This window comes from Pseudomonas putida, assembly GCA_041879295.1.
Taxonomy (GTDB): domain Bacteria; phylum Pseudomonadota; class Gammaproteobacteria; order Pseudomonadales; family Pseudomonadaceae; genus Aquipseudomonas; species Aquipseudomonas putida_Y.
The window spans coordinates 687,501-712,284 of sequence record CP047152.1 but is presented as its reverse complement, the minus strand read 5'-3'; the positions used below and the strand labels follow the sequence as shown (position 1 = coordinate 712,284).

Genomic DNA, 24,784 nt, shown 5'->3' with positions numbered 1-24,784 from the left:
TGTTTCAAGCGCCTGCGCGAACGCTGTAGCGTTTGCACAGTCACAAACGTCTACCTGACGAGGCCCACCATGACCAGCCGCCTGAACCCGGAAGATCAGCGTCGTGTCGATGAGTATCTGCGAGCCCCCCAGCACCAAGTCGAGCGCAGGCCCTTCCGGCCGTGGCTGCTCCTTGTGCTGGTGCTGGCCGTGACCATCGGGTTGGGTCTCATCAGCCGCCTGCTGAGTGGACTGGTGCTATGAGCTGCTTAGCGCTCGCCCTCCCCTCATGCAGTTTGCGGCCGGCCCCCAGGGCCACGAATTCCGTAAACCTTATGAGATATTCCCATGACTCATCGCATCGTGATTGTCGGCGGCGGCGCCGGCGGCCTGGAACTGGCGACCCGCCTGGGTAAAAGCCTGGGCAAGCGCAAGCAGGCCGAAATCACCCTGGTCGACACCAACCTCACGCATATCTGGAAGCCACTGCTGCACGAAGTGGCCGCCGGCTCGCTGAACTCCTCGGAAGACGAACTGAACTACGTGGCTCAGGCCAAGTGGAACCACTTCAATTTCCAGCTGGGGCGCATGAGCGGCCTGGACCGTGAAGGCAAGCAGATTCAACTGGCTGCCACCCTCGACGAAGAGGGCCGCGAGCTGCTGCCTGCGCGCACCCTGGGCTACGACACCCTGGTGATCGCCGTGGGCTCCAACACCAACGACTTCGGCACCCTTGGCGCAGCGCAGCACTGCCTGTTCCTGGATACCCGTAAGCAGGCCGAGCGTTTCCACCAGCAACTGCTGAACCACTACCTGCGTGCCCACGCTGGCGACGTGGCCAGCGAAAAAATCAGCGTAGCCATTGTCGGCGCCGGTGCCACCGGTGTAGAGCTGGCGGCCGAGCTGCACCACGCTGCCCACGAGCTGGCGGCCTATGGCCTGGACCGCATCCAGCCCAAGGACATGCACATCACCCTTATCGAGGCGGGCCCGCGCGTTCTGCCGGCGCTGCCGGAGCGCATCAGCATACCGGTTCACAAGACCCTGGAAAAACTCGGGGTGAAGGTGATGACCAACGCCGCGGTCAGTGAAGTGACCGAGGACGGCCTGAAAACCAAGGACGGTGAAGTGATCCAGGCCAGCCTGAAAGTGTGGGCAGCCGGTATCCGCGCGCCAGGTTTCCTCAAGGACATCGATGGCCTGGAAACCAACCGCATCAACCAGTTGGTCGTGCGCCCTACCCTGCAAACCACCCGCGACGACAACATCTTCGCCTTCGGTGACTGCGCCGCCTGCCCGCAACCTGGCAGCGACCGTAACGTGCCGCCGCGTGCACAGGCAGCGCACCAGCAGGCTTCGATGCTGGCGCAAAGCCTGAAGGCGCGCCTGGAGAACAAGGCCCTGCCGACGTACGAGTACAAGGACTATGGCTCGCTGGTATCGCTGTCGCGCTTCTCGGCGGTGGGCAACCTGATGGGTAACCTGATGGGCAGCGTGAAGCTGGAAGGCTGGCTGGCGCGCATGTTCTATGTGTCGCTGTACCGCATGCACCAGATGGCGCTGTACGGGTTCTTCCGCACGGCGTTGATGATGCTGGGCAGCAAGATTGGCCGGGGTACCGAGCCGCGCCTGAAGCTGCACTAACAGGCGCCCGCATGCCCTGTATGGCGCGGGTTTACCTGTGAATGCGATGGTGGCTGCACTGCCGCATTCGCGGGTGAACCCGCTCCTACAAAGGGGCGGTGTGGCAAACAGGTGGGATTTGCACCGATGGGCGCATTTTTCGAGGCAAAAGAAAAAGGGCATCTCATGCGAGATGCCCTTTGTTCATGGTGGGTCGTGTAGGATTCGAACCTACGACCAATTGGTTAAAAGCCAACTGCTCTACCAACTGAGCTAACGACCCAAAAATGGTCGGGGTGAGGGGATTCGAACTCCTGACATCCTGCTCCCAAAGCAGGCGCGCTACCGGACTGCGCTACACCCCGAGTGTTTCAAAAAAAAGGGCATCTCTTTGGAGATGCCCTTTTCTACATGGTGGGTCGTGTAGGATTCGAACCTACGACCAATTGGTTAAAAGCCAACTGCTCTACCAACTGAGCTAACGACCCGGAAAATGGTCGGGGTGAGGGGATTCGAACTCCTGACATCCTGCTCCCAAAGCAGGCGCGCTACCGGACTGCGCTACACCCCGAGATTGGCTCCGCGACCTGGACTCGAACCAGGGACCCAATGATTAACAGTCATTTGCTCTACCGACTGAGCTATCGCGGAACTGAACTTCGGCACAACTCCGAAGACTGTGTTCGCTTCGGACTCTTTAGCTTCTTCGCTTTTGCGTTGTCGCTGCTGAGGCCGGCTATTCTACATTCTTCGTTTTGCTTGTCAACCACTTTTTTTCATTCAACTTACTGATTTGTAAGTTGTTTTGCGATCACTGATGTTGCTGGTGATTCGCTTAGTGCCTGACAACGCGGCGTATATTAGGGGCACTCTAAATTTGATGCAAGCAAAAATTTCAAAAATTTCAGGCGGTTACCCCGGATTGGCGCAAAGGCCCGAAATAGCTGGGCTGGACCGGCATTTGTAACAGGCAAAAAAAGCCCCGCAAACGCGGGGCTCATGGTGCAACACAATCAGCCGAAGACGATTTCGTCGCCTTCCACCTTGGCGGTGATCGCCGTACCGGGCAGGAACTTGCCGGCCAGAATCAGCTGCGCCAGCGGGTTCTCGATCCAGCGCTGGATCGCCCGCTTCAGCGGCCGTGCGCCGTATACCGGGTCGTAACCCACGGCAATCAGCTTGTCCAACGCCTCTGGGCTCAGGCTCAGCGACAGTTCGCGCTCCAGCAGGCGGCTGCGCAGGCGGCCGAGCTGGATTTCGGTAATACCGGCAATCTGCTCGCGGCCCAAAGGCTCGAACACCACCACTTCGTCGATGCGGTTGATGAACTCCGGACGGAAGTGTGCCCCCACCGCATCCATCACTGCCGCACGCTGTGCCTCGCGGTCACCCACCAGTTCCTGAATCTGCGCAGAGCCCAGGTTGGAGGTCATCACGATCACGGTGTTGCGGAAGTCCACGGTGCGCCCGTGGCTGTCAGTCAAGCGGCCGTCTTCCAGCACCTGCAGCAGCACGTTGAACACATCCGGGTGGGCTTTTTCCACCTCGTCCAGCAGCACCACCGAGTAAGGCTTGCGCCGCACGGCCTCGGTCAGGTAACCGCCCTCTTCATACCCGACATAGCCTGGCGGTGCACCGATCAGGCGCGCTACGGAGTGCTTCTCCATGAATTCGGACATGTCGATGCGCACCATCGCCTCTTCGGTGTCGAACAGGAACTCGGCCAGCGCCTTGCACAGTTCGGTCTTGCCCACACCGGTCGGGCCGAGGAACAGGAACGAACCACTCGGCCGGTTCGGGTCAGACAGCCCGGCACGTGAGCGGCGTACGGCGTTGGCTACGGCGGTTACCGCCTCGCTCTGGCCAATCACGCGCTGGTGCAGCAACTCTTCCATCTTCAGCAGCTTCTCGCGCTCGCCTTCGAGCATCTTGGCCACAGGAATGCCGGTCCACTTCGACACCACTTCGGCAATTTCTTCCTCGGTGACCTTGTTGCGCAGCAACTGGTTGTCGGACTTGCCGTGCTGGTCGACCATCTGCAGGCTGCGCTCCAGGTCCGGGATCACCCCGTACTGCAGTTCGGCCATGCGGTTCAGGTCGCCTTTGCGACGGGCGGCTTCCAGTTCCTGGCGAGACTGCTCGATCTTTTGCTGGATCTGCGCCGAGCCCTGCACTTCAGCTTTCTCCGAAGCCCAGATTTCTTCCAGGTCGGAATACTCACGCTCAAGCCGCTCGATTTCCTCGGTCAGCTTCTCCAGGCGCTTTTTCGCCGCTTCGTCTTCCTCTTTCTTCAGCGCCTGCGACTCCACCTTCAGCTGGATCAGGCGGCGATCAAGGCGGTCGAGCACTTCCGGTTTGGAGTCAATCTCCATGCGGATGCGGCTGGCCGCTTCGTCGATCAGGTCAATGGCCTTGTCCGGCAGTTGGCGGTCGGTGATGTAGCGGTGGCTGAGCTTGGCCGCAGCGATGATTGCACCGTCGGTGATGGCCACCTTGTGGTGCACTTCATAGCGCTCTTTCAGGCCACGCAGGATGGCGATGGTGTCTTCCTCGCTCGGCTCCTCGACCAGCACCTTCTGGAAGCGGCGCTCCAGGGCGGCGTCCTTCTCGATGAACTGGCGGTACTCGTTCAGCGTGGTGGCGCCAACGCAATGCAGCTCGCCGCGGGCCAGGGCCGGTTTGAGCATGTTGCCGGCGTCCATGGCGCCCTCGCCCTTGCCGGCGCCGACCATGGTGTGCAGTTCGTCGATGAACAGGATGATCTGGCCTTCTTGCTTGGAAAGCTCGTTCAGCAGGCTTTTCAAGCGCTCTTCGAACTCACCGCGGTACTTGGCACCGGCAATCAGCGCGCCCATGTCCAGCGCCAGCAGGCGCTTGCCTTTGAGGCCGTCAGGCACTTCACCATTGATGATGCGCTGGGCCAGGCCTTCGGCAATGGCGGTTTTACCCACGCCAGGCTCACCGATCAGCACCGGGTTGTTCTTGGTACGGCGTTGCAGCACCTGCACGGTACGGCGGATTTCATCGTCACGGCCAATGACCGGGTCCAGCTTGCCCTCTTCGGCACGCTTGGTCAGGTCGACGGTGTACTTGTCCAGCGCCTGGCGCGATTCCTCAGCGTTGGCGTCATTCACTGCCGCGCCGCCACGCAGGTTGTTGATGGCATTTTCCAGCGCTTTCTTGCTCACGCCCTGGCTCAGCAGCAGCTTGCCGAGCTTGCTGTTTTCGTCCATGGCGGCCAACAGCACCAGCTCGCTGGAGATGAACTGGTCGCCCTTCTGCTGTGCCAGGCGGTCTGCCTGGTTAAGCAGGCGCGCCAAGTCCTGCGACATGTTCACGTCGCCGGTAGGGTTCTGTATTTTCGGCAGTTGGTCGAGCTCTTTCACCAGCCCCTGGCGCAGGCTATTGATGTCGAAGCCTACCTGCATCAGCAGCGGTTTGATGGAGCCGCCCTGCTGTTCGAGCAGCGCCTGTAACAGGTGCACGGGCTCGATGGCAGGGTGGTCCATGCCAACGGCCAAAGACTGGGCATCGGATATTGCAAGTTGCAGCTTGCTGGTTAAACGGTCTATTCGCATGGTGTACCTTCCTTTAAAGGGCAGGTCGGAGCGATGGACAGCGCCTGTTTATAAAGAAACCTGCCTGAGATGACTTTATAGATAAGGCTGATTCTGGAAGATTCAAGCTTAGCGGGGTTGACCGAAGTCAACCTGTTGGATTAATGGGGGCCATTCGCGGGCGTGCTCGCCCCCACAGGTACACCACCGGTTTCAACGTTTGCGGAATCTCTGTGGGAGCGGGCGTGCCCGCGAAGAGGCCGGTACAGGCTAGCGCGGGTCCAGCCAGACCAACGATGCGAAGCGCCCACCCTGCGGGGTACGGCGATAGGAGAAGAACCGCGCATCACTGACCGTGCACAAGCCACCGCCATAAACAGCAGTCACTCCACGGGCAGCCAGGCGAATACGCGCCAGCTCATAGATATCCGCCAACAGCTTGCCTGGCCGTTCGCCATCAACGAATGCCCGAGCTGCTTGCGGGTGCACGGCGGTAAAGGCATCACGCACTTCCAGCCCCACTTCGAACGCTTGCGGGCCGATGGCAGGCCCCAACCACACCAGCACCTCTTCTGGCGGCAGCGCCAGCCGGTCCAGCGTGGCTTCCAGCACGCCACCCGCCAGCCCGCGCCAACCAGCATGCGCCGCCGCCACGCGGGTGCCGGCGCGGTCGCAGAACAGCGCAGGCAGGCAATCGGCGGTCATCACGGTGCAGGCAATGCCAGGCTGGCGGGTCCAGCTGGCATCGGCCTCGGCGACCACAGCCGGGTCGGCATCCGCCACCACCAGGCCATGTACCTGCTTGAGCCAGGCCGGTTGGATGGCGAACTGTTCGCTCAGGCGGCGGCGGTTCTCGGCGACCGCGGCAGGGTCATCCCCAACATGGTCGCCGAGGTTGAAGGTTTCATAGGGCGGCAGGCTGACGCCGCCCTGACGGGTGGTGACACAGGCGCGCACCGAGGCCGGGGCCGGCCAGTCGGGGAACAGCAACGCCTGTGTCAGGCCACTCATCCGATGAAACTCTCGCGGTCCTGGTTCAGCAGCGACAGCAACCAGACGAAGTCATCCGGCAGTGGCGATTCCCACTTCATGACTTCACCGGTAATCGGGTGGGCCAAGGCAAGGAAACGCGCGTGCAGCGCCTGGCGCGGGAAGGTCTTGACCGCTTCGACCATGGTCGGGCTGGCAGCGGGCGGAATACGGAAGCGCCCGCCGTACGTCTGGTCGCCTACCAGCGGGAAACCCACATGGGCCATGTGCACGCGAATCTGGTGGGTACGGCCGGTTTCCAGCTTGACCCGCACATGGGTGTGCGAGCGGAAGCGCTTGAGTACACGGTAGTGGCTGACCGCCGGCTTGCCGCCGTCGGTTACAGCCATGCGCTGGCGCATGCCGCCGTGGCGGCCGATGGGCGCGTCGATCTTGCCACCGGCAGTCACCACGCCGATCACGATGCACTCGTAGATGCGGCTGACCTTGCGGGCCTGCATCTGCTCGACCAGCTTGGTCTGCGCCTGCAGGGTCTTGGCCACCACCATCAGGCCGGTGGTGTCCTTGTCCAGGCGGTGCACGATACCGGCGCGCGGCACGTTGACGATGTCTGGCACATGGTGCAGCAGCGCGTTGAGCAAGGTGCCGCTGGCATGCCCTGCCGCCGGGTGCACAACCAGCCCGGCAGGCTTGTTGATCACCAGGATGTGGTCGTCTTCGTAGACGATATCCAGTTCGATATCTTCTGCGATCCACTCACCCTGGGCCTCTTGCTCGGCCTCCAGGGCAAGCAGAGAACCACCATGAACAAGGTCTCGAGGGCGCACGACTGCACCATCGACCGTCAGGCGGCCCTCTTTGATCCACGAAGTTAGCCGCGAACGCGAGTACTCGGCGAACAATTGGGCGGCGACCTGGTCGAGGCGTTGGCCGCCCAGTTCGGACGGTACCTCTGCGCTAAGTTGAATGATCTCGGACATGCTCGATTCGGCGGGCGCACAGCCTTTGGTTTCGGCTGCGAGCTTGTGGTTAAATACGGCTTCTTTTGTCCCGGGGTTAGCCGGGGCGCTCATCATAACAGGACGGCACCGCCCAAGACAGCGGCCGTCAAAGGGACGCAAGCCGCCATGCAAGTGAAACACCTGCTGCTGATCGCCATCCTCGGACTTACCGCGGCCTGTTCCTCTAATAAAGAGGTCATTGACGAGAACCTCAGCGAGGCCGAACTGTACCAGCAGGCCCAGGCTGATCTGGACAATTCCAGCTACACCAGCGCCGTGAACAAGCTCAAGGCCCTGGAGTCGCGCTACCCGTTCGGCCGCTATGCCGATCAGGCGCAGCTCGAGCTGATCTACGCCAACTACAAAAACTCCGAGCCCGAGGCCGCCAAGTCGGCCGCCGAGCGCTTTATCCGCCTGCACCCGCAGCACCCGAACGTCGATTACGCCTACTACCTCAAAGGCCTGACCTCGTTCGACCAGGACCGCGGCCTGCTGGCGCGCTTCCTGCCGCTGGACATGACCAAGCGTGACCCGGGCGCCGCCCGCGACTCGTATAACGAGTTCGCCCAGCTGACCAGCCGTTTCCCCAACAGCCGCTACGCACCAGACGCCAAGCAGCGCATGATCTACCTGCGCAACCTGCTGGCTTCGTACGAAATTCACGTGGCCGACTACTATCTGGGCCGCCAGGCTTATGTAGCTGCTGCCAACCGTGGCCGCTACGTGGTCGAAAACTTCCAGGAAACCCCGTCCGTCGGTGACGGCCTGGCAGTGATGGTCGAGTCGTACCAGAAGCTGCACCTGGACGAACTGGCCGCCACGAGCCTGGAAACCCTCAAGCTCAACTACCCGGACCACCCGAGCCTGGTCGATGGCGAGTTCCAGCCCAAGCAGACCGAGTCTGACGGCCGCGGCTGGCTGTCCAAGGCCACCTTGGGCCTGATCGAAACCGATACCCCGCTGCCGCCAGGCGAAACCCGCGCCAATCAGGACGTGGTCAAGCAGTTCCAGGACGCGCGCGACGAGATGCCGCGGGAGCTGCTGCCTAAAGACGAGAACGGCGACCCGATCGTGCCGGAAGGCCCGAAAGAAGCCGAGAAAGACCGTTCCTGGTTCAGCTACATGACCTTTGGTCTGTTCGACTGACCTTCGGCGGTGAATGAAAGGGAGGCCTTGGGCCTCCCTTTTTTATTGGCCGCGTCCTAGACTGTCGGCTTCTTCAATCGACAAGCTGGACACCATGGTTCGCCTACTTTTCTGGATCGCCCTGATCGCCGCCGCGTTCTGGCTGTGGCGCAAGTTCAAAGTCAGCCAGCAGTCGCACCCCGAGGCGAAGCTGGATGCGCCGCTGAAGATGGTGCGCTGCGCCCATTGCGGCGTGCACCTGCCCAACGACCGGGCGCTGCAGCAGGGTAATGAGTGGTACTGCAGCCAGGCACACCTGCAGCAGGGCCCTGGCCACAAGGGTTGAGCGCAAAACCCGCGGATGCACACAGAACCCGCTCCCACCGTGGGAGCGGGAAGATGCTCTCAGCCCAAACGCCCTTCTGGCGCATAGGGTGCCGGGTCGATGATCGGCTCGGCACCAGTCAGCAAATCGGTAAACAGCTGGCACGAAGCCGGCGCCAGCACCAGCCCATTGCGATAATGCCCGCAGTTCAGCCACAACCCTTCATGCCCTGGCACAGGCCCAATGTAAGGGATGCCTTCTGGCGACCCCGGCCGTAGTCCCGCCCAGTGCGCCACCACTGTGGCGCCTTCAAGCTCAGGCAACAACTCCACCGCCGATGCCTTCAGGCTTTCCAGCGCATCCCCGGTCGGGGTCTTGTCATACCCGGCGTGTTCCAGCGTGCTCCCCACCAGAATGTGCCCGTCACGTCGCGGAATCGCATAGCGCCCCTTGGCCAGCACCATGCTCGGCAGGAAATCTTCAGCGCACTTGAACAGGATCATCTGGCCCTTCACGGGCTCAACCGGCAGCTCAAGGCCAAGGGTACGCAACAGGTCGCCACTCCAGGCGCCTGCGCTGAGCACAACCTCATCCGCCGCCAGTACGCCATCGGCAGTCTGCACACCGGTCACGCGCCCCTTTTCTTGCTCGAAGCCGGTGATCTGGCAATGTTCGCGCAAGGTCACGTTCGGCAGCGCCAGCAACGCCGCCTTCAGCGACTTGACCAAGCGCGGGTTGCGCACATTGGCCACGCCAGCCATGTAGATGGCGTGCTTGAAGCCCGGGCCCAGCACCGGGACCGCATCGTAGGCCGCCGAAATATCCACGGCACTCAGCGGCCGCTGCTCGCGCGCGGCCCAGGCCAACGCTTCGGCCTCGTCGTCCAGGTCGAGCCAGTACAGCCCGGTGGTGTGAACTTCGGGGTCGACACCGGTGCTGGCGAACAGACGCTCGCCCAGCTGTGGATAAAAGTCCTGCGACCAGTGCGCCAGAGCGGTCACTGCGGCGCTGTAGCGCCACGGGTACAACGGCGAGACAATGCCTCCGCCAGCCCAGGACGACTCTCGGCCAACCTCACCCTGATCGCACACCACCACCTGGCCGACCTTGGCTGCCAGGTTGAATGCCGTCAGCAGGCCGATCACCCCGCCGCCGACCACCACTACTTGCTTGCTCATCTGTCGATCCAACACCTGAAGTAAAACCGCGATGCACCGGGCATCATTGAACCTTCAGCTTCCCCAGCAGTGCGTGCTGTGCTCAACGGCACCCGGATTGCGCTGCATGCCAGCCTGGTCGAGCTGGAAATCGCCACAGCCATCCTGCGCCATCAGCCCATGCGGTAGCCGCCGGGCGCGCAGCGTGAAGGTGTCACTGTCGCGCTGGGCCTGAAGGCTGTAGTAGCGGGTACCTTCGGGCAAGACCAGGTCGCCCTCGGCGTATTGGCCAGTGCGCACGCGGTGGCGCTCCAGGCGCAGGGCGGCATCATGCAGCAGGCCAACCACTTCGCTGCGCGCGGCTCGCCGAAGCTGGTCGCTGTAACTGGGGTAGGCAATGGCTGCCAGAATGCCGGTCACGGCCAGCACAATCAACAACTCGATCAGGCTCAAGCCTTGCTGCATGTCAGTCTCCTCGCAATCTTTGTCGCCAGGTGATGCGTTGGGTTTGATTGCCAGCCACGGCGTAGATCGCTTCCAGCACATGTCGCGAGCGGCTTTGCTTACTGACAGCGGTAACCCGGAACAGACTAACCGGCTGCCCTTCGGGCATGTGCGCGGCACATTTGCTGACACCCAGGTTCTGCACTTGGAAAAAACCGGTCTGGGTACCTTGCCACTGCCCAACCAGATCGTGCGGCTTGGGCGGCGGCAGGCACGCGTTACAAGCGTCAGGGGGCGCCCGTTCAAGTTCGCGTACCCCGGCCAGCAAAGTGGCTTCTGCCTCTTCCAGCGCCAGCAGGCCATCGCTCAGGTAGCCGGTCATCCGTGTTTCCACCAACGCGTCACGCAGGGCAGATGTGGCAAGCAGGCCCAGCAGGACGCTCAGGATCAAGGCCAGTAGAAGAACCACGCCACGCTGGCGAGTCATGAAGCGGGGACCGGGTTGCGAATTGCGACGCTCAGCGCATGGTGCTGCTCAAGCTGCAAGGTCGGCTCATACAATGTCAGCTGAAGATCGATCCGCTCTCCAGCCACCTGCACTACACGCAGTTCGCGCACGTGATCGACCAAGGGCTGATTACGGCCGCGCCGCTCGAAGTAAAGCGTACTTCCAACGTGAACATAGCGATGCCGGCTGACAGGCACAGCCATAAGCGTGTCGCTACCTTGCGCGCGCTCCTTGTGTACCTCCACCGTGTTGATACAGTTTGTCAGCAAGGTCCAGTCGGGGTCGCCGGCATACCCTGGTAACTCAGCGACAACCAGGCTCAAACTTGACGGGCCACTCGCCAAGGGCCGGGCAAAGGCCTGCTCCGCGCCGGGGACCAGAAAGTCGCCTGGGCTCAGACGCAGGCAACCGAACATCCCGGCCATGCGGATATCCTGCGCCATGCGCAGCAATGCAAGCCGCGCAGAATCCTGCATGCGCACTGCCGTACTTTGCAGGCGCCAAGTCTGGTGCGCGGAGACAAAAAGCTGGCTGGCCGCCGCCAGCAGCATCAATCCGATCGCCAGCGCCACCACCATCTCAAGCAAGCCAAGCCCTGCCTGACAGCGCCTCATCGCCGCCTGCGCTCATGTTCGCTGTGCAGCGCCATCGCCGCCTGGCCGTCACGGCGCGCGCTGTCCACAGCCTGCAATGCCTGCAATTGCATCGCAGCCGTTGCGAACAGACCCACGGCCACGACCACAACCGCCAACAACACTTCCAGAAGCGTCATGCCCCCTTGCCTTGCGTGCATCCCTGCACCTCCTGCGACTTTTCCCGTCATTGCTTTCAACTTGGGCGACTGGATCTCTTGTCCAACCGCCAGGAAGCTATAGCCAAGCACGTCCAGGGAGGAATGCACGGTGAAGCAACGCGGCGTAACACTGATACAAATGTTGTCGGCCTTGGCCGTGGCGGTGTTGCTGACGCAGTTCGGCATACCGGCCTACGCCAGAATGAGCGATGACCTTCACAGGGCAGCAGCAGCGCGTGATCTGGCCCAAGCGTTGCGTAGTGCACGCAGCCATGCGCTGTTGCAGGGCCAGCCGGTGCTGGTGCTGGCGCTGGACGGTAATTGGGGGAATGGTTGGCGGGTAGTGCTGGAGCATAACCGGCAGGTGCTGCGTGAGCAGCGGCTGGCAAAGCCCCTGAAAATAGTCAGCAATCGTGGTGAGCAGTTCAAATTCAGTGCGCTGGGCGTGCCAATGACGTCGGGCAACGGCTGGCTGGGTGCAACACTGGAAATGTGCGAACGCTCCTCTGCTCGCAGCCGATATCAAGTGGCGCTGGCATCAAGCGGCAGAGTCAGGTTGGTTACAGAGGACCTGAGCACTGGCCGCTGCTAGGGCGGTCATTGCAGGAGCGGTCTTGTGTCGCGAAAGGGCTGCAAAGCAGCCCCTGCATTGGCGGCGATGCAGCCCCTTAGATCAGCGAGCGAACACGCAGCTCTTTGGGCATTGAAAAGGTGATGTTCTCTTCACGCCCGTCCAGCTCTTCAGCGCCAGTGGCGCCCCAGGCCTTGAGCTGTTCGATCACGCCGCGCACCAGCACTTCGGGTGCCGAAGCACCGGCGGTGATGCCGATCCGCGCGGTTTGCTCAAACCAGCCGCGTTGCAGGTCCTCGGCACCGTCGATCAGGTAGGCCGGGGTGCCCATGCGCTCAGCCAGCTCGCGCAAACGGTTGGAATTGGAACTGTTCGGGCTGCCGACCACCAGCACCACGTCGCTCTCGCCAGCCAATTGCTTGACGGCATCCTGGCGGTTCTGGGTGGCGTAGCAGATGTCGTCCTTGCGCGGGCCGCCGATGTTCGGGAAGCGTGCACGCAGAGCATCGATGACGCGGCTGGTGTCGTCCATCGACAGTGTTGTCTGGGTGACGAAAGCCAGGTGGTCCGGGTCGCGCACCTGCAGGTTGGCAACATCTTCCTCGTCTTCGACAAGGTAGATGGCGCCGCCGTTGCAGGCATCGTACTGGCCCATGGTGCCTTCGACTTCGGGGTGCCCTTCGTGGCCGATGAGAATGCACTCACGACCATCGCGGCTGTACTTGGCCACTTCGATGTGAACCTTGGTCACCAGCGGGCAGGTGGCATCGAACACTTTCAGGCCACGGCCAGCCGCTTCCTGGCGCACGGCCTGGGAAACACCGTGGGCACTGAAGATGACGATGACATCGTCCGGTACCTGGTCCAGCTCTTCGACAAAGATGGCGCCGCGGTTACGCAAGTCTTCCACCACGAACTTGTTGTGCACCACTTCGTGGCGCACATAGATCGGCGGGCCGAAGACTTCCAGCGCGCGGTTGACGATCTCGATCGCCCGGTCGACCCCGGCGCAAAAGCCGCGAGGGTTGGCGAGTTTGATTTGCATGCTCGGCTCCAGGCTTACAGGGCCTTCACCTCGAGGATCTCCACCTCGAAGGTCAGGGTCTTGCCAGCCAGTGGGTGATTGAAGTCGATGGTGACCTGGTCGTCATCGAACGCTTTGACCACCCCCGGCAACTCGGTGTTGGCGGCGTCGTTGAAGATGATCAGCAGCCCTTCGGACAACTCCATGCCTTCGAAGTTGGACCTCGGCATGACCTGCACGTTCTGCGGGTTAGGCTGGCCGAAGGCGTTCTCCGGGGCCACTGCCACGGTTCGCTTGTCGCCGGCCTTGAAGCCGAACAGGGCGTTTTCAAAGCCCGGCAGCAGGTTGCCATCACCCACTTTGAAGGTGGCTGGGGCTTTATCGAATGTGCTGTCGACGGTGTCGCCGTTTTCCAGGTGCAGCGCGAAGTGCAGGGTGACTTCGGTGTTCTGGCCGATACGGGTGTCAGTCATGGACCGGATCCTCGGACTTCTTGCTCTTGAACATATCCAGCGCCAGCATCACCGCACCAACGGTGATGGCGCTGTCGGCCACGTTGAAGGCCGGGAAGTAATGGCGGTTCTGCCAGTGCACCAGGATGAAATCGACCACATGGCCCAGCACGATACGGTCGTACAGGTTGCCAATCGCCCCACCCAGCACCAGCGCCAGCGCCACGGCCAGCCAGGTCTCGTTGCGCCCCAGGCGCTTGAGCCACACCACCAGCACCGCGCTGACCACCACGGCGATCAAGGCGAACAACCAGCGCTGCCAACCTGCACCATCGGCCAGGAAGCTGAACGCGGCACCGGTGTTGTAGGCCAGGGTCCAGCTGAAGTAGTCAGGAATGACCACGATCTGCTGGTACATGGTCAGGGCGTTGTTGAAGTACAGCTTGGTGGCCTGGTCGACGACCAGGACCAGCAAGCTCAGCCACAGCCATGCAAGGCGCCCGAAGCGCCCCGCTGCAGGGTTAGGCATAGTGGCGCACCTCACCCTGGCCGCTCAGGTTGTCGACACAACGGCTGCAGATTTCCGGGTGCTCCGGGTGGCTGCCGACATCGGCGCGGAAGTGCCAGCAACGGCCGCACTTGGCGTGGCCGGACTTGACCACTTTCAGCTTGAGGCCTTCGACTTCGGTGGCGACGGCTTCGGCAGGCGCCTGTGCAAACGGCACCACGCTGGCGGCCGAGGTGATCAGCACGAAGCGCAGCTCGTCGCCCAGCTTGCCCAGGTCGGCACTCAGGCCTTCGTCGGCATACAGGGTAACTTCAGCCTGCAGGTTGCCACCAATGACCTTGGCGGTACGCTGGTTTTCCAGCTCTTTGTTCACCGATGCCTTCACCGCCATCACACGGTCCCAGTAAGCGCGGCCCAGCTCGGTACCTTCCGGCAGCTCGCTCAGGCCTTCGTACCAGCCGTTGAGCATCACCGACTCGTTGCGCTCGCCCGGCAGGTACTGCCAGATTTCGTCGGCGGTGAATGCCAGGATCGGCGCGATCCAGCGCACCAGCGCTTCGCTGATGTGATACAGCGCAGTCTGGCAGGAACGGCGGGCGACACTGTTGGCGCCGGTGGTGTACTGGCGGTCCTTGATGATGTCGAGGTAGAAGCCGCCCAGTTCCTGTACGCAGAAGTTGTGCACTTTGGAGTAGACGTTCCAGAAACGGTACTCGCTGTAGTGCTCTTCCAGCTCGCGTTGCAGCAGCAGCGTACGGTCAACGGCCCAGCGGTCCAGCGCCAGCATGTCTTCCGAGGCCAGCAGGTCGCGGGCCGGGTCGAAACCGGACAGGTTGGACAGCAGGAAGCGGGCGGTATTGCGGATACGCCGGTAGGCGTCGGCACTGCGCTGCAGGATCTGCTCGGAAACCGCCATTTCACCGGAATAGTCGGTGGCCGAAACCCACAGGCGCAGGATATCGGCACCCAGGGTGTTGTTGACCTTCTCCGGCTCGATGGTGTTGCCCAGCGACTTGGACATCTTGCGGCCGTTCTCGTCCACGGTGAAGCCGTGGGTCAGCAGCTCGCGGTACGGCGCGTGGTTGTCGATGGCGCAACCGGTCAGCAAGGACGAGTGGAACCAGCCGCGGTGTTGGTCGGAACCTTCAAGGTACAGGTCAGCGCGCGGGCCGGTGGCGTGGCCAATGTCGTGCGAGCCACGCAACACGTGCCAGTGGGTGGTGCCCGAGTCGAACCACACGTCGAGGGTGTCGGCGATCTTGTCGTACTGCTCGGCTTCAGCGCCCAGCAGTTCGGCGGCGTCCAGCTTGAACCAGGCCTCGATGCCCTGCTGCTCGACACGCTTGGCCACTTCTTCCATCAGCTCGACAGTGCGCGGATGCAGCTCGCCGGTCTGCTTGTGCAGGAAGAACGGGATCGGCACACCCCAGTTGCGCTGACGCGAGATGCACCAGTCCGGGCGGTTGGCGATCATCGCGTGCAGGCGCGCCTGGCCCCAGGCCGGAACGAACTTGGTGTCTTCAATGGCTTTCAGCGCACGCTCACGCAGCGGCTCGCCGGTGGTCGGCTGCTTGTCCATGCCCACGAACCACTGCGCGGTGGCGCGGTAGATCAGCGGGGTCTTGTGGCGCCAGCAGTGCATGTAGCTGTGGCTGATGGTCTCGGTGTGCATCAGCGCACCGACTTCGCTCAGCTTCTCGACGATGGCCGGGTTGGCCTTCCAGATGAACTGGCCGCCGAAGAATGGCAGCGACTCGACATACACGCCGTTGCTCTGCACCGGGGTGAGGATGTCGTCGTTGACCATGCCGTAGCGCTTGCAGGTGACGAAGTCGTCCTCACCGTAGGCTGGCGAGGAGTGCACCACGCCGGTACCGGCGCCCAGTTCGACGTAGTCGGCCAGGTAGATTGGCGACATGCGATCGTAGAACGGATGGCGGAAGTTGATCAGTTCCAGCGCAGAACCTTGGGCGGTGGCAAGGACCGAGCCTTCCAGGTTGTAACGCTTCAGGCACGACTCGACCAGCTCTTCAGCCAGCACCAGCAGGCGCTCGCCGGTGTCGACCAGGGCGTACTTGAATTCCGGGTGGATATTCAGGGCCTGGTTGGCCGGGATGGTCCACGGGGTGGTGGTCCAGATCACGATGGCGGCCGGCTTGGCCAGAGAGGCCAGGCCGAAGGCGGCGGCCAGCTTGGCCTCATCGGCAACCGGGAAGGCCACGTCGATGGTCTGCGACTTCTTGTCGGCGTACTCGACTTCCGCTTCAGCCAGCGCCGAACCGCAGTCAAAACACCAGTTCACCGGCTTCAGGCCCTTGAACACGAAGCCTTGCTTGACCATCTCGGCCAAGGCGCGGATTTCACCGGCCTCGTTGGCAAAGTTCATGGTCTTGTATGGGTTGTCCCAGTCACCCAGCACGCCCAGGCGAATGAACTCGGTCTTCTGCCCTTCAATCTGCTCGGCAGCGTACTCGCGGCACAGCTCGCGGGTACGGTCGGCGGAAAGGTGCTTGCCGTGGGTAACCTCCACCTTGTGCTCGATCGGCAGGCCGTGGCAGTCCCAGCCTGGCACGTACGGCGCATCGAAGCCGGCCAGGGTCTTGGAGCGGACGATCATGTCCTTGAGGATCTTGTTCAGCGCATGACCGATGTGAATCTTGCCGTTGGCATAGGGCGGGCCGTCGTGCAGGACGAACTTGGGACGATCCTTGCCAATTTCGCGCAGCTTCTGGTACAGGCCAATGCTGTCCCAGCGCTGCAGGATCTGCGGTTCGCGCTGAGGCAGGCCGGCCTTCATGGGGAAGGCGGTGTCCGGAAGGTTAAGCGTGGCTTTGTAGTCGGTCATTTCAGGCTCTTCGTTAGCGGTTGAGCGTGCCAATGTGCACGTGCGGCGGCGATATCCGCATCGATCGCCGACTTCAGCGCCTCCAGGGAGGCGAATCGCTGCTCTTCACGCAGCTTGTGGTGGAACTCCACCGTCAGGCGCCGGCCGTAAAGGTCGCCGGCAAAGTCCAGAAGATGAATCTCCAGGTGCGGGCGCCCATCACCGGCAACGGTGGGGCGCACGCCGATATTGCCGACACCCGGCCAAGCCTTGCCGTCGATCACGATGCTGGCCAGGTATACCCCGGACAGCGGCACGCGGCGGCGCTTGAGCTGAATGTTGGCGGTAGGTGTGCCGAGCTGGCGGGCCAGCTTCTGGCCGTGCAGCACGCGGCCTGTAATGCGGTACGGGCGGCCCAGCAGGTGTTCGGCCAGCTCGAAGTTGCCCTCGGACAAGGCCTTGCGCACTTCGGTGCTGCTGACCCGCAGGCCGTCCTGGATTACCGTGTTGGCGGCCTCGACGGTGAAGCCGTACGCCTTGCCGGCCTCGACCAGGAAAGCAAAGTCGCCAGCGCGGTCGCAGCCAAAGCGGAAGTCATCGCCCACTTCGAGGTGACGCACGCCCAGGCCGTCGACCAGGATGGCCTTGACGAAGGCATCGGCACTGAGCTTGCTCAGTCGCTGATTGAAGGCCAGGCACAGCACCCGGTCGATGCCTTCGGTCGCCAACAGCTCAATCTTGTCACGCAGCCGAGCCAGGCGCGCCGGCGCGGTATCAGGTGCGAAGTACTCGCGTGGTTGCGGTTCGAAGATCACCACGCAGGTCGGCAGGCCCAAGGCCTGACCACGCTCGCGCAGGCGCGCCAGGATTGCCTGGTGGCCACGGTGAACCCCGTCGAAGTTGCCAATGGTGGCGACACAGCCCCGGTGCTCGGGGCGCAGGTTGTGAAGACCTCGAACCAGCTGCATAACGCGCTTCTTGCTCATAAAGTGGCCGATTATAACCACACCCGGGCGCTGGTGACAGGCAGCAGCGCCCAAGGGCGGCGTGGAATGCGAAAAACCGACGCCTGACCCGCCAAAAGCCTCAGTGCAAGGCTTTGCGAGCGAAATGCCGGGGCCGGAAGCCGCACAGGTACAGGCAGCCAAAATACGTCACGACGCCCGCCAGGATCAGCGCCCCAAGCCGCAGGAAGCGCTCAAGCATGATGCCCTGTTCCCAGGCCGGCATATAGTGCATGCCCGCCAGCAGTACTGCCGACATCAGCGCCACCGCCAACACAAGCTTGAGCAGGAACACTGCCCAGCCAGGCTGAGGCTCGAACAACCGCTGACTGCGCAGTTTCCAGAACAGCAGGCCGGCATTCAGGCAGGCACCGAGGCTGATCGCCAATGCCAGGCCGGCATGTGCAAGCGGGCCGACCAGGGCAAGGTTGAACAGCTGGGTGCAGACCAGGGTGAAGACTGCAATCTTCACCGGCGTGCGGATATTCTGCTGCGCGTAGAAGCCCGGTGCCAGTACCTTGACCAGAATGATTGCCAGCAAGCCCACGGAATAGGCGATCAGCGCCCGCTGGGTCATGGCCGCATCAAACGCGCTGAACTTGCCATATTGGAACAGCGCGACGGTCAGCGGCTCGGCAAGAATGGCCAAAGCCAGGGTGCATGGCAGCACCAGCAGGAAGCACAGGCGCAGGCCCCAGTCGAGAATCCGCGAGTACTCCTCGCGGTCCTTGTTGGCGTAGGTCTTGGCCAGGGTCGGCAGCAGGATGGTGCCCAGGGCCACGCCCAGCACGCCCGAAGGCAGCTCCATAAGGCGGTCGGCGTAGTACATCCACGACACCGAGCCGGCGACCAGGAAGGAAGCAAAAATGGTGTTGATGATCAGCGAGATCTGGCTCACCGACACCCCCAGGATCGCCGGCAGCATCTGTTTCAGTACCCGCCACACACCCGCGTCCTTGAGGTTCAGACGCGGCAGCACGAGCATGCCGATCTTCTTCAGCGCTGGCAGCTGGTACAGCAACTGCGCCAGGCCACCCGCCAGCACGCCCCAGGCCAACGCCATGATTGGCGGGTTGAAATACGGTGTCAGCAACACGGCGAAGGCGATCATCGCCACGTTCAGCAGGGTGGGCGTGAAGGCCGGCACCGAAAAGCGGTTCCAGGTATTGAGGATCGCGCCGGCCAGGGAAGACAGCGAGATCAGGAATATATAAGGAAACGTCACCCGCAACAGGGCGGTGGTCAGCTCGTATTTTTCGGTGCTGTCGACAAAACCTGGGGCCGTCGCCCACACCACCCAGGGTGCAGCGAGGATGCCGATGGCGGTCACCAGGGCCAGCACCAGGGTCAGAAGGCCACTGATATAGGCGATGAAAGTGCGTGTCGCCTCCTCGCCTTGCTGGGTCTTGTACTCGGCCAGAATCGGCACGAAGGCCTGGGAGAATGCACCCTCGGCAAAAATGCGCCGCAACAGGTTGGGCAGCTTGAACGCGATGAAGAAGGCGTCGGTAGCGACACCAGCACCAAAAATACGGGCCAGGATGGTGTCGCGTACAAAGCCAAGCACCCGCGAAATCATGGTGATCGAGCTTACTGCAGCCAGGGATTTGAGCAGGTTCATCGAAAAGATTCACGCCAATGACAGAGGACGCTGCCAGACAGCGTCCGAATGTGCGATACTCCCGCGCCTTCGCAGGGGAGCCAAAAATTCCCGAGTGTACAGGTCGCGCAGCAGAAAGGAATCTTTCCCGCTTGTTGGCGCACCGCTCGGCGGAACCTTGCAGGTGGCCTTGACATCCGCTCGACTGATCGGCATGATTCGCGGCCTATTTTGTTTGCTATTTACCTAAAGTCTTTCGAGGAGCTCGACGGTGGCCAACACACCTTCCGCCAAGAAACGTGCAAAACAGGCTGAGAAGCGTCGCAGCCACAACGCCAGCCTGCGTTCCATGGTCCGCACCTACATCAAGAATGTAGTTAAAGCCATCGACGCAAAAGACGCCGAAAAAGCGCAAGCCGCTTACGTTCTGGCTGTACCTGTAATCGACCGTATGGCCGACAAGGGTATCATCCACAAGAACAAGGCTGCTCGTCACAAAGGCCGTCTGAATGGCCACATCAAGGCGCTGAAAGAAGCTGCAGCTGCCTAAGCGACGCGCTAGTCGAAAAACCGACCCTAGGGTCGGTTTTTTGTTGCCTGCGATTTATACACCGTCACCGATGCGCGTTGCTGCAACCTGCACATGATGACCGATATGCTTTGGGCAGCGCCACAAAGCAGGGGCCGCGCCAGGCGGCCCTACCCTTGCATCACTTGGCTATCTGAATCTTCGGCGCCCATTGCAGCCATTCATCCTCGGCCTTGTCGAACAAGGCAAAGGTCTGCCGCGGCCGTGCCGGGTTACCCATCTGCTCGCCATCTGGCGTTGCGAAGGCGATACCGCCATCAATCAGGGTTTCCACCGACTCGGTACGCACTGTAGCGCCCTTGAACAGCCCCCAGTCGAAACCGAAACCACTGCTGTTCCAGAAGCGGCTACCACTGCGCACCAAGGCGGCATAGCGCGGCTCGATGAGGATATGAATCAGCACGCGATCAGCGTTCTGGCCCAGCTCGAAGCCTGTCACCTTGCCCACCTTGACCTCACGATAGGTAACCGGCACGCCCGGCTTGATCGAGCCGCGGCGTGGCGCACTGAGCGTCAATGGCAGGCCGACCTCTGGCCCTGCGACCTGTGGGGCATCGGCCAAAGCGATGAAATCGCGCTGTGGCCCACGGTCCTTGGCTGCTGGCTGCACCTCCAGGTACTGCCCACCAATCAGGGTATCGAGGTTTTCAGTGCGCACCAGGCCCAGCGCCGGTTTGACCACCCAGAACTGCGTACCGGCACGTGCAATACGATCCGCCGCTTCGGTAATACGCGCCCGCAGCAGTACCGCCTGCAGGTCATCGGTGAGGTCAACGCTCTCGATACTGCCCACATCCAGGCCGCGGAAGCGGATGGCCGTGCCCGGTTTCAAGCCATCGGCACGCTCTACACGGATGGTGATCAACGTACCCGCACGGTTTACCGCTTCCTGACTGTCATGCAGACGGAAGCGTGGAATGTGCCGCTTCAGCGGTACATCGGGTCGTGGCGTATCGAAGGCAATACCGCCGGCCATCAGTGTTTGCAGCGATTCACTCTTGATCTTGATACCCGACAGGCCGCCGGTCAGGGTGATCCCACTGACATTCCAGAAGCGGGACGAACCATTGACCAGTTTCTCGTACTCCTTCTCGATATGCACACCGATCAGGATTCGATTACTGTTACGAGCGAACTGATAGCTCTGCACGCTGCCCACCTTCACCTGGCGGTACATCACCGGGCTGCCGACTTCCAGCGAACCCAAGGTGTCGGCGAACAACACCATGTGCAGGCCCGGCGCCTTGAGGTCGAGTGGCGGCGCCTTGGCACGCGCCTCGAACTCACGCTCTGGCCGTGCGCCCTTCTCACCGGGACGAATGGCGATGTAGTTACCTTTGACCAGCGCTTCCAGGCCAGTGATTCCCGCCAGGGAAATCGACGGCTTGACTACCCAGAACTGGGTCCCGTCTACCAGGTAGTCCTCGGTCAGTGGGTCGAGTGTCAGCTCGGCCGAAGCGCTGGCCAGGTTGTCTTCCATCTTCAGGGCTTTCAGCGAGCCCACCTGGATGCCCTTGTACATGACCGGCGTGCGACCCGCCTGCAGGCCTTCATAATCGCTCAGCTTCACTTTTACCCGGATACCCGCCTGGGCGGCATCGAAGTCCTCGTACAGGCGGAACGGCAGGCTCGGATCGGTGGGCGGGCTGTCCTTGCGGTACTCCGGCGTGGCGAAAGCGATACCACCCGCCACAATGCTCGACAACGACTCACTGCGCACCTTCACACCCGAAAGCGAAGCATCGATGCTGACACCGCTGGCGTTCCAGAAACGTGTGTGCTTGCGCACCAGGCTGGCGTAAGCCGGCTCGATGAAGACTTTTACCTCTACTGTGCTCTGGTCCTCGGACAGGCGGTAGCTTTTCACCCGGCCAACCTGAATCTGCTTGTAGAACACCGGGCTGTCACGGTTGAGCGAGCCCAGCCTGTCGGCCTTCAGGGTCAGGTGCAGGCCTGGCTCAGAGTCCGAGAGCGGTGGTGCCACCTTCAATGCCACAAAGCGTTTGGTACGTTCCCCCTCCCCCGGGCTAACAGCGATGTAGTTACCCGACACCAGTGTTTCAAGGCCGGATATACCGGCCAGGCTGACGCTCGGCTTCACCAGCCAGAAACGCGTGCCTTTGTTCAGATGGGGCTCGGCGGCCTTGTTCATCTCGATGGTAGCGATCACCCCCTGCGTGTCGCCCTTGGCGTCGAGCACCAGGCTTTTCACCTTGCCAACCGGCATGCCCTTGTAGATGACCTCGGTCTTGTTGGCGACGATACCCTCTCCCGACTCGAAGCGGACTTCAATTTCCACGCCAGCGTCGCGGTAGGCCTGCCACGCGAGCCAGCCACCGATCATCAGCGCAATCAAAGGCAGGATCCAGATGGCCGACCAGTTCGAGGCTGGGCGGGTTTTAGCCGTTGGCAGGTCACTCATGGTCGTCATCCGACTCCGTGTTATCCCAAATCAGTCGGGGATCGAAAGTTAAAGCGGCAAGCATTGTCAGGATCACCACAGTTGCGAAGGCGACAGCGCCCAGGTTGGCTTCGACACTGGCTATTCGGCCAAAATTCACCACTGCCACCAAGATGGCAATGACGAAGATATCCAGCATGGACCAGCGCCCAATGAATTCGATGAAGCGGTACATCAGTATCCGCTGCCGGGCTGAAAGCGGTTGCCGCCGCTGAACGGAATACAACAGCAAGCCGATGCCCACCAGCTTGAACGTGGGGACAAGGATACTGGCAATGAACACTACAGCCGCAATGGGCACCATGCCGTGTTTGAGCAGGGTGATGACCCCGGACATGATGGTGTCCGGGCTGCCCTGACCGAGGGTACTCACGGTCATGATCGGCAATATGTTGGCTGGGATGTAGAGGATCGACGCCGCAATCAGCAACGCCCAGGTACGCACGATACTGTTCGGCCGGCGTGCATGCACGATAGCGCCGCAGCGTGTGCAGGTTTGCGAAGTACTGTCAGCCTCTTGCCTGTTCAGTTCGTGACACTCATTGCAGACAAGAATGCCTGCGTCAATCGCCCGCATGCAGGTCCTCCCCCGATAACGCACTCCAGATCTGGTGGGGCGACATCACCACCTCGAGCCATACCTGGATCAATAACAGACTGATGAAACAGAACAGCCCAAGGCCCACGGTCAGCTCGGCCAGATCCACCAGCTTTACGATGGCCACCAGCACCCCCATGAAATAGACCTCGAGCATGCCCCAGTCACGTAGGTGGTGATAGATACGGTAGAAGACCAGGCCGTAGTCACGCCCGAAGTTCAGGCGGATGCTCAACAGGACGACCAGCTGACAGAGCAGTTTCGCCAGTGGAATGACCATGCTACAGAGCAAGACCACCACGGCAACACCGCGCATTCCCGAGTTGTACAGGCCTAGCACGCCACTCCAGACCGTATCGTCTGAAGTCTGACCAAGCAGGTGCAACTGCATGATCGGCAGGAAATTGGCCGGCACGAACAGCAAAAGGGCCGCCAGCACCAAGGCCAGGCTGCGATTGACCACATTGTGCCGGTGGGCATAGAGCTCGTAGCCGCAGCGCGGGCATTGGGCTTTTTCATCATGCTGCAGCACGGGCTTGCGTAGCAGCAGGTCGCATTCATGGCAGGCGACAAGCTCGTCCAACGGCAACTGTGCCAGGGTTTCAGGTTCGACAGAATTGGACATATAGCGCTTCTGAATAGGTGCGTGGGGCTATTCTAGTGTTCTGGCTCGAATTGTGGGAGGCGACGTTGGCCTGGAGGGTATACGCCCCTGCCTGCCGCTGCACCATTCTCTGTAGGAGCGGGTTTACCCGCGATCACCGGCGAAGCCGGTGTCCTCCACCGAGTTGCCTGCTTCACGGCATGCCCACAGTGATTCAAACAAGCCCTGGCTTTTTTGCCCACAAAGACAAAACCCCTACCTGCATGCGCAGATAGGGGTTTTGCGAAATGAATCTTGACGATGACCTACTCTCACATGGGGAAACCCCACACTACCATCGGCGATGCATCGTTTCACTACTGAGTTCGGGATGGGATCAGGTGGTTCCAATGCTCTATGGTCGTCAAGAAATTCTGTAGCCAGAATGTCCAGATGGACAGCCCAGCGAATCCGGATATGCGATATTTGTGGTCTTACGAATTTTCGGGTCTTTCGTCTTCACCACCACAATCTGCGTCAGCAAATTGCTTGGGTGTTATATGGTCAAGCCTCACGGGCAATTAGTATTGGTTAGCTCAACGCCTCACAGCGCTTACACACCCAACCTATCAACGTCGTAGTCTTCGACGGCCCTTTAGGGGATTCAAGATCCCAGTGAGATCTCATCTTGAGGCAAGTTTCCCGCTTAGATGCTTTCAGCGGTTATCTCTTCCGAACATAGCTACCCGGCAATGCCACTGGCGTGACAACCGGAACACCAGAGGTTCGTCCACTCCGGTCCTCTCGTACTAGGAGCAGCCCCTCTCAAATCTCAAACGTCCACGGCAGATAGGGACCGAACTGTCTCACGACGTTCTAAACCCAGCTCGCGTACCACTTTAAATGGCGAACAGCCATACCCTTGGGACCGGCTTCAGCCCCAGGATGTGATGAGCCGACATCGAGGTGCCAAACACCGCCGTCGATATGAACTCTTGGGCGGTATCAGCCTGTTATCCCCGGAGTACCTTTTATCCGTTGAGCGATGGCCCTTCCATACAGAACCAC

Annotated in this window: 23 protein-coding genes, 5 tRNA genes and 2 rRNA genes (1 of these 30 running past the window's edge); 6 read left to right on the top strand and 24 right to left on the bottom strand. The window is 61.4% G+C overall.

All coding sequences use genetic code 11. From position 1 onward, the window contains the following. Positions 1-69: 69 nt before the first annotated feature. Positions 70-243, top strand: coding sequence for a DUF3094 family protein (locus tag GST84_03290; GenBank protein ID XGB11433.1), 174 nt, complete (start codon positions 70-72; stop codon positions 241-243). Between the two features lie 84 nt (positions 244-327). After that, positions 328-1,623, top strand: coding sequence for an FAD-dependent oxidoreductase (locus tag GST84_03285; protein XGB11432.1), 1,296 nt, complete (start codon positions 328-330; stop codon positions 1,621-1,623). Positions 1,624-1,809: 186 nt separating this feature from the next. On the opposite strand, the gene GST84_03280 is transcribed toward GST84_03285, so the two are convergent. The 8 genes from GST84_03280 to rluD form a co-directional block, all read right to left on the bottom strand. Beyond that, positions 1,810-1,885: transfer RNA gene (locus GST84_03280), tRNA-Lys, on the bottom strand. 5 nt (positions 1,886-1,890) lie between these two features. Continuing rightward, a tRNA-Pro gene (locus GST84_03275) sits at positions 1,891-1,967 on the bottom strand. A gap of 47 nt (positions 1,968-2,014) precedes the next feature. Then, a tRNA-Lys gene (locus GST84_03270) sits at positions 2,015-2,090 on the bottom strand. Positions 2,091-2,096: 6 nt separating this feature from the next. Next, a tRNA-Pro gene (locus GST84_03265) sits at positions 2,097-2,173 on the bottom strand. A gap of 4 nt (positions 2,174-2,177) precedes the next feature. Next, positions 2,178-2,253, bottom strand: a tRNA-Asn gene (locus GST84_03260). A gap of 362 nt (positions 2,254-2,615) precedes the next feature. Beyond that, positions 2,616-5,180, bottom strand: coding sequence for an ATP-dependent chaperone ClpB (gene clpB / locus GST84_03255; protein XGB11431.1), 2,565 nt, complete (start codon positions 5,178-5,180; stop codon positions 2,616-2,618). Positions 5,181-5,429: 249 nt separating this feature from the next. Next, positions 5,430-6,170: a peptidoglycan editing factor PgeF gene (gene pgeF, locus GST84_03250; protein XGB11430.1), complete on the bottom strand. Its 741-nt coding sequence runs from the start codon at positions 6,168-6,170 to the stop codon at positions 5,430-5,432. Further along, entirely contained in the window at positions 6,167-7,129 is a 963-nt protein-coding gene (gene rluD / locus GST84_03245; GenBank protein ID XGB11429.1) for a 23S rRNA pseudouridine(1911/1915/1917) synthase RluD, read from the bottom strand. The genes pgeF and rluD overlap by 4 nt, the downstream gene beginning before the upstream one ends. Before the next feature lie 147 nt (positions 7,130-7,276). On the opposite strand from rluD, the gene bamD reads away from it, so the two are divergent. After that, on the top strand, positions 7,277-8,296 hold the full coding sequence (gene bamD, locus GST84_03240) for an outer membrane protein assembly factor BamD (GenBank protein ID XGB11428.1): 1,020 nt from the start codon (positions 7,277-7,279) through the stop codon (positions 8,294-8,296). Between the two features lie 94 nt (positions 8,297-8,390). Further along, on the top strand, positions 8,391-8,621 hold the full coding sequence (locus tag GST84_03235; GenBank protein ID XGB11427.1) for a hypothetical protein: 231 nt from the start codon (positions 8,391-8,393) through the stop codon (positions 8,619-8,621). Positions 8,622-8,680: 59 nt separating this feature from the next. On the opposite strand, the gene thiO is transcribed toward GST84_03235, so the two are convergent. From thiO to GST84_03210, 5 genes are read right to left on the bottom strand one after another with little or no spacing between them, the layout of a single operon-like run. Further along, the gene (thiO, locus tag GST84_03230; protein ID XGB11426.1) at positions 8,681-9,778 is read right to left on the bottom strand and encodes a glycine oxidase ThiO; all 1,098 of its coding nucleotides are present in this window, start codon (positions 9,776-9,778) and stop codon (positions 8,681-8,683) included. Positions 9,779-9,832: 54 nt separating this feature from the next. Further along, positions 9,833-10,222: a prepilin-type N-terminal cleavage/methylation domain-containing protein gene (locus GST84_03225; GenBank protein XGB11425.1), complete on the bottom strand. Its 390-nt coding sequence runs from the start codon at positions 10,220-10,222 to the stop codon at positions 9,833-9,835. Position 10,223: 1 nt separating this feature from the next. Next, the gene (locus GST84_03220; GenBank protein ID XGB11424.1) at positions 10,224-10,688 is read right to left on the bottom strand and encodes a hypothetical protein; all 465 of its coding nucleotides are present in this window, start codon (positions 10,686-10,688) and stop codon (positions 10,224-10,226) included. Continuing rightward, positions 10,685-11,323, bottom strand: coding sequence for a pilus assembly protein PilW (locus tag GST84_03215; GenBank protein XGB11423.1), 639 nt, complete (start codon positions 11,321-11,323; stop codon positions 10,685-10,687). Before GST84_03215 ends, GST84_03220 begins: the two co-directional genes overlap by 4 nt. Next, positions 11,320-11,502 (bottom strand): prepilin-type N-terminal cleavage/methylation domain-containing protein, encoded by a 183-nt coding sequence (locus GST84_03210; GenBank protein XGB11422.1) that lies wholly within the window; start codon positions 11,500-11,502, stop codon positions 11,320-11,322. The genes GST84_03215 and GST84_03210 overlap by 4 nt, the downstream gene beginning before the upstream one ends. Positions 11,503-11,611: 109 nt before the next feature. On the opposite strand from GST84_03210, the gene GST84_03205 reads away from it, so the two are divergent. Further along, a complete protein-coding gene (locus tag GST84_03205; protein ID XGB11421.1) occupies positions 11,612-12,094 on the top strand; it encodes a type IV pili biogenesis protein FimT in 483 nt (160 codons plus the stop codon). 76 nt (positions 12,095-12,170) lie between these two features. On the opposite strand, the gene ispH is transcribed toward GST84_03205, so the two are convergent. The 6 genes from ispH to murJ form a co-directional block, all read right to left on the bottom strand. Next, positions 12,171-13,118 carry a 4-hydroxy-3-methylbut-2-enyl diphosphate reductase gene (gene ispH, locus GST84_03200; protein ID XGB11420.1) on the bottom strand — a complete coding sequence of 316 codons (948 nt, stop codon included), beginning with the start codon at positions 13,116-13,118 and terminating at the stop codon, positions 12,171-12,173. A gap of 14 nt (positions 13,119-13,132) precedes the next feature. Continuing rightward, positions 13,133-13,570: an FKBP-type peptidyl-prolyl cis-trans isomerase gene (gene fkpB, locus GST84_03195; GenBank protein ID XGB11419.1), complete on the bottom strand. Its 438-nt coding sequence runs from the start codon at positions 13,568-13,570 to the stop codon at positions 13,133-13,135. After that, a complete protein-coding gene (locus tag GST84_03190; protein ID XGB11418.1) occupies positions 13,563-14,078 on the bottom strand; it encodes a lipoprotein signal peptidase in 516 nt (171 codons plus the stop codon). Before GST84_03190 ends, fkpB begins: the two co-directional genes overlap by 8 nt. Further along, positions 14,071-16,902, bottom strand: coding sequence for an isoleucine--tRNA ligase (gene ileS, locus GST84_03185; protein ID XGB11417.1), 2,832 nt, complete (start codon positions 16,900-16,902; stop codon positions 14,071-14,073). The genes GST84_03190 and ileS overlap by 8 nt, the downstream gene beginning before the upstream one ends. Beyond that, positions 16,899-17,849 carry a bifunctional riboflavin kinase/FAD synthetase gene (gene ribF, locus GST84_03180; protein ID XGB11416.1) on the bottom strand — a complete coding sequence of 317 codons (951 nt, stop codon included), beginning with the start codon at positions 17,847-17,849 and terminating at the stop codon, positions 16,899-16,901. The genes ileS and ribF overlap by 4 nt, the downstream gene beginning before the upstream one ends. A gap of 118 nt (positions 17,850-17,967) precedes the next feature. Continuing rightward, positions 17,968-19,506, bottom strand: coding sequence for a murein biosynthesis integral membrane protein MurJ (gene murJ / locus GST84_03175; protein XGB11415.1), 1,539 nt, complete (start codon positions 19,504-19,506; stop codon positions 17,968-17,970). A 250-nt stretch (positions 19,507-19,756) separates the two neighbouring features. Here murJ and rpsT point away from each other — a divergent pair, with 250 nt between their 5' ends. Beyond that, positions 19,757-20,035, top strand: coding sequence for a 30S ribosomal protein S20 (gene rpsT / locus GST84_03170; protein ID XGB11414.1), 279 nt, complete (start codon positions 19,757-19,759; stop codon positions 20,033-20,035). A gap of 160 nt (positions 20,036-20,195) precedes the next feature. Here rpsT and GST84_03165 read toward each other — a convergent pair whose 3' ends face one another. The 5 genes from GST84_03165 to GST84_03145 form a co-directional block, all read right to left on the bottom strand. Continuing rightward, positions 20,196-22,496: an MCE family protein gene (locus tag GST84_03165; GenBank protein XGB11413.1), complete on the bottom strand. Its 2,301-nt coding sequence runs from the start codon at positions 22,494-22,496 to the stop codon at positions 20,196-20,198. Further along, the gene (locus GST84_03160) at positions 22,489-23,112 is read right to left on the bottom strand and encodes a paraquat-inducible protein A (protein XGB11412.1); all 624 of its coding nucleotides are present in this window, start codon (positions 23,110-23,112) and stop codon (positions 22,489-22,491) included. The genes GST84_03165 and GST84_03160 overlap by 8 nt, the downstream gene beginning before the upstream one ends. Further along, positions 23,099-23,758: a paraquat-inducible protein A gene (locus tag GST84_03155; GenBank protein ID XGB11411.1), complete on the bottom strand. Its 660-nt coding sequence runs from the start codon at positions 23,756-23,758 to the stop codon at positions 23,099-23,101. Before GST84_03155 ends, GST84_03160 begins: the two co-directional genes overlap by 14 nt. A 271-nt stretch (positions 23,759-24,029) precedes the next feature. Continuing rightward, positions 24,030-24,145 (bottom strand): 5S ribosomal RNA (gene rrf, locus GST84_03150). A 114-nt stretch (positions 24,146-24,259) separates the two neighbouring features. Further along, positions 24,260-24,784, bottom strand: a 23S ribosomal RNA gene (locus tag GST84_03145); it runs 2,392 nt beyond the window's last position.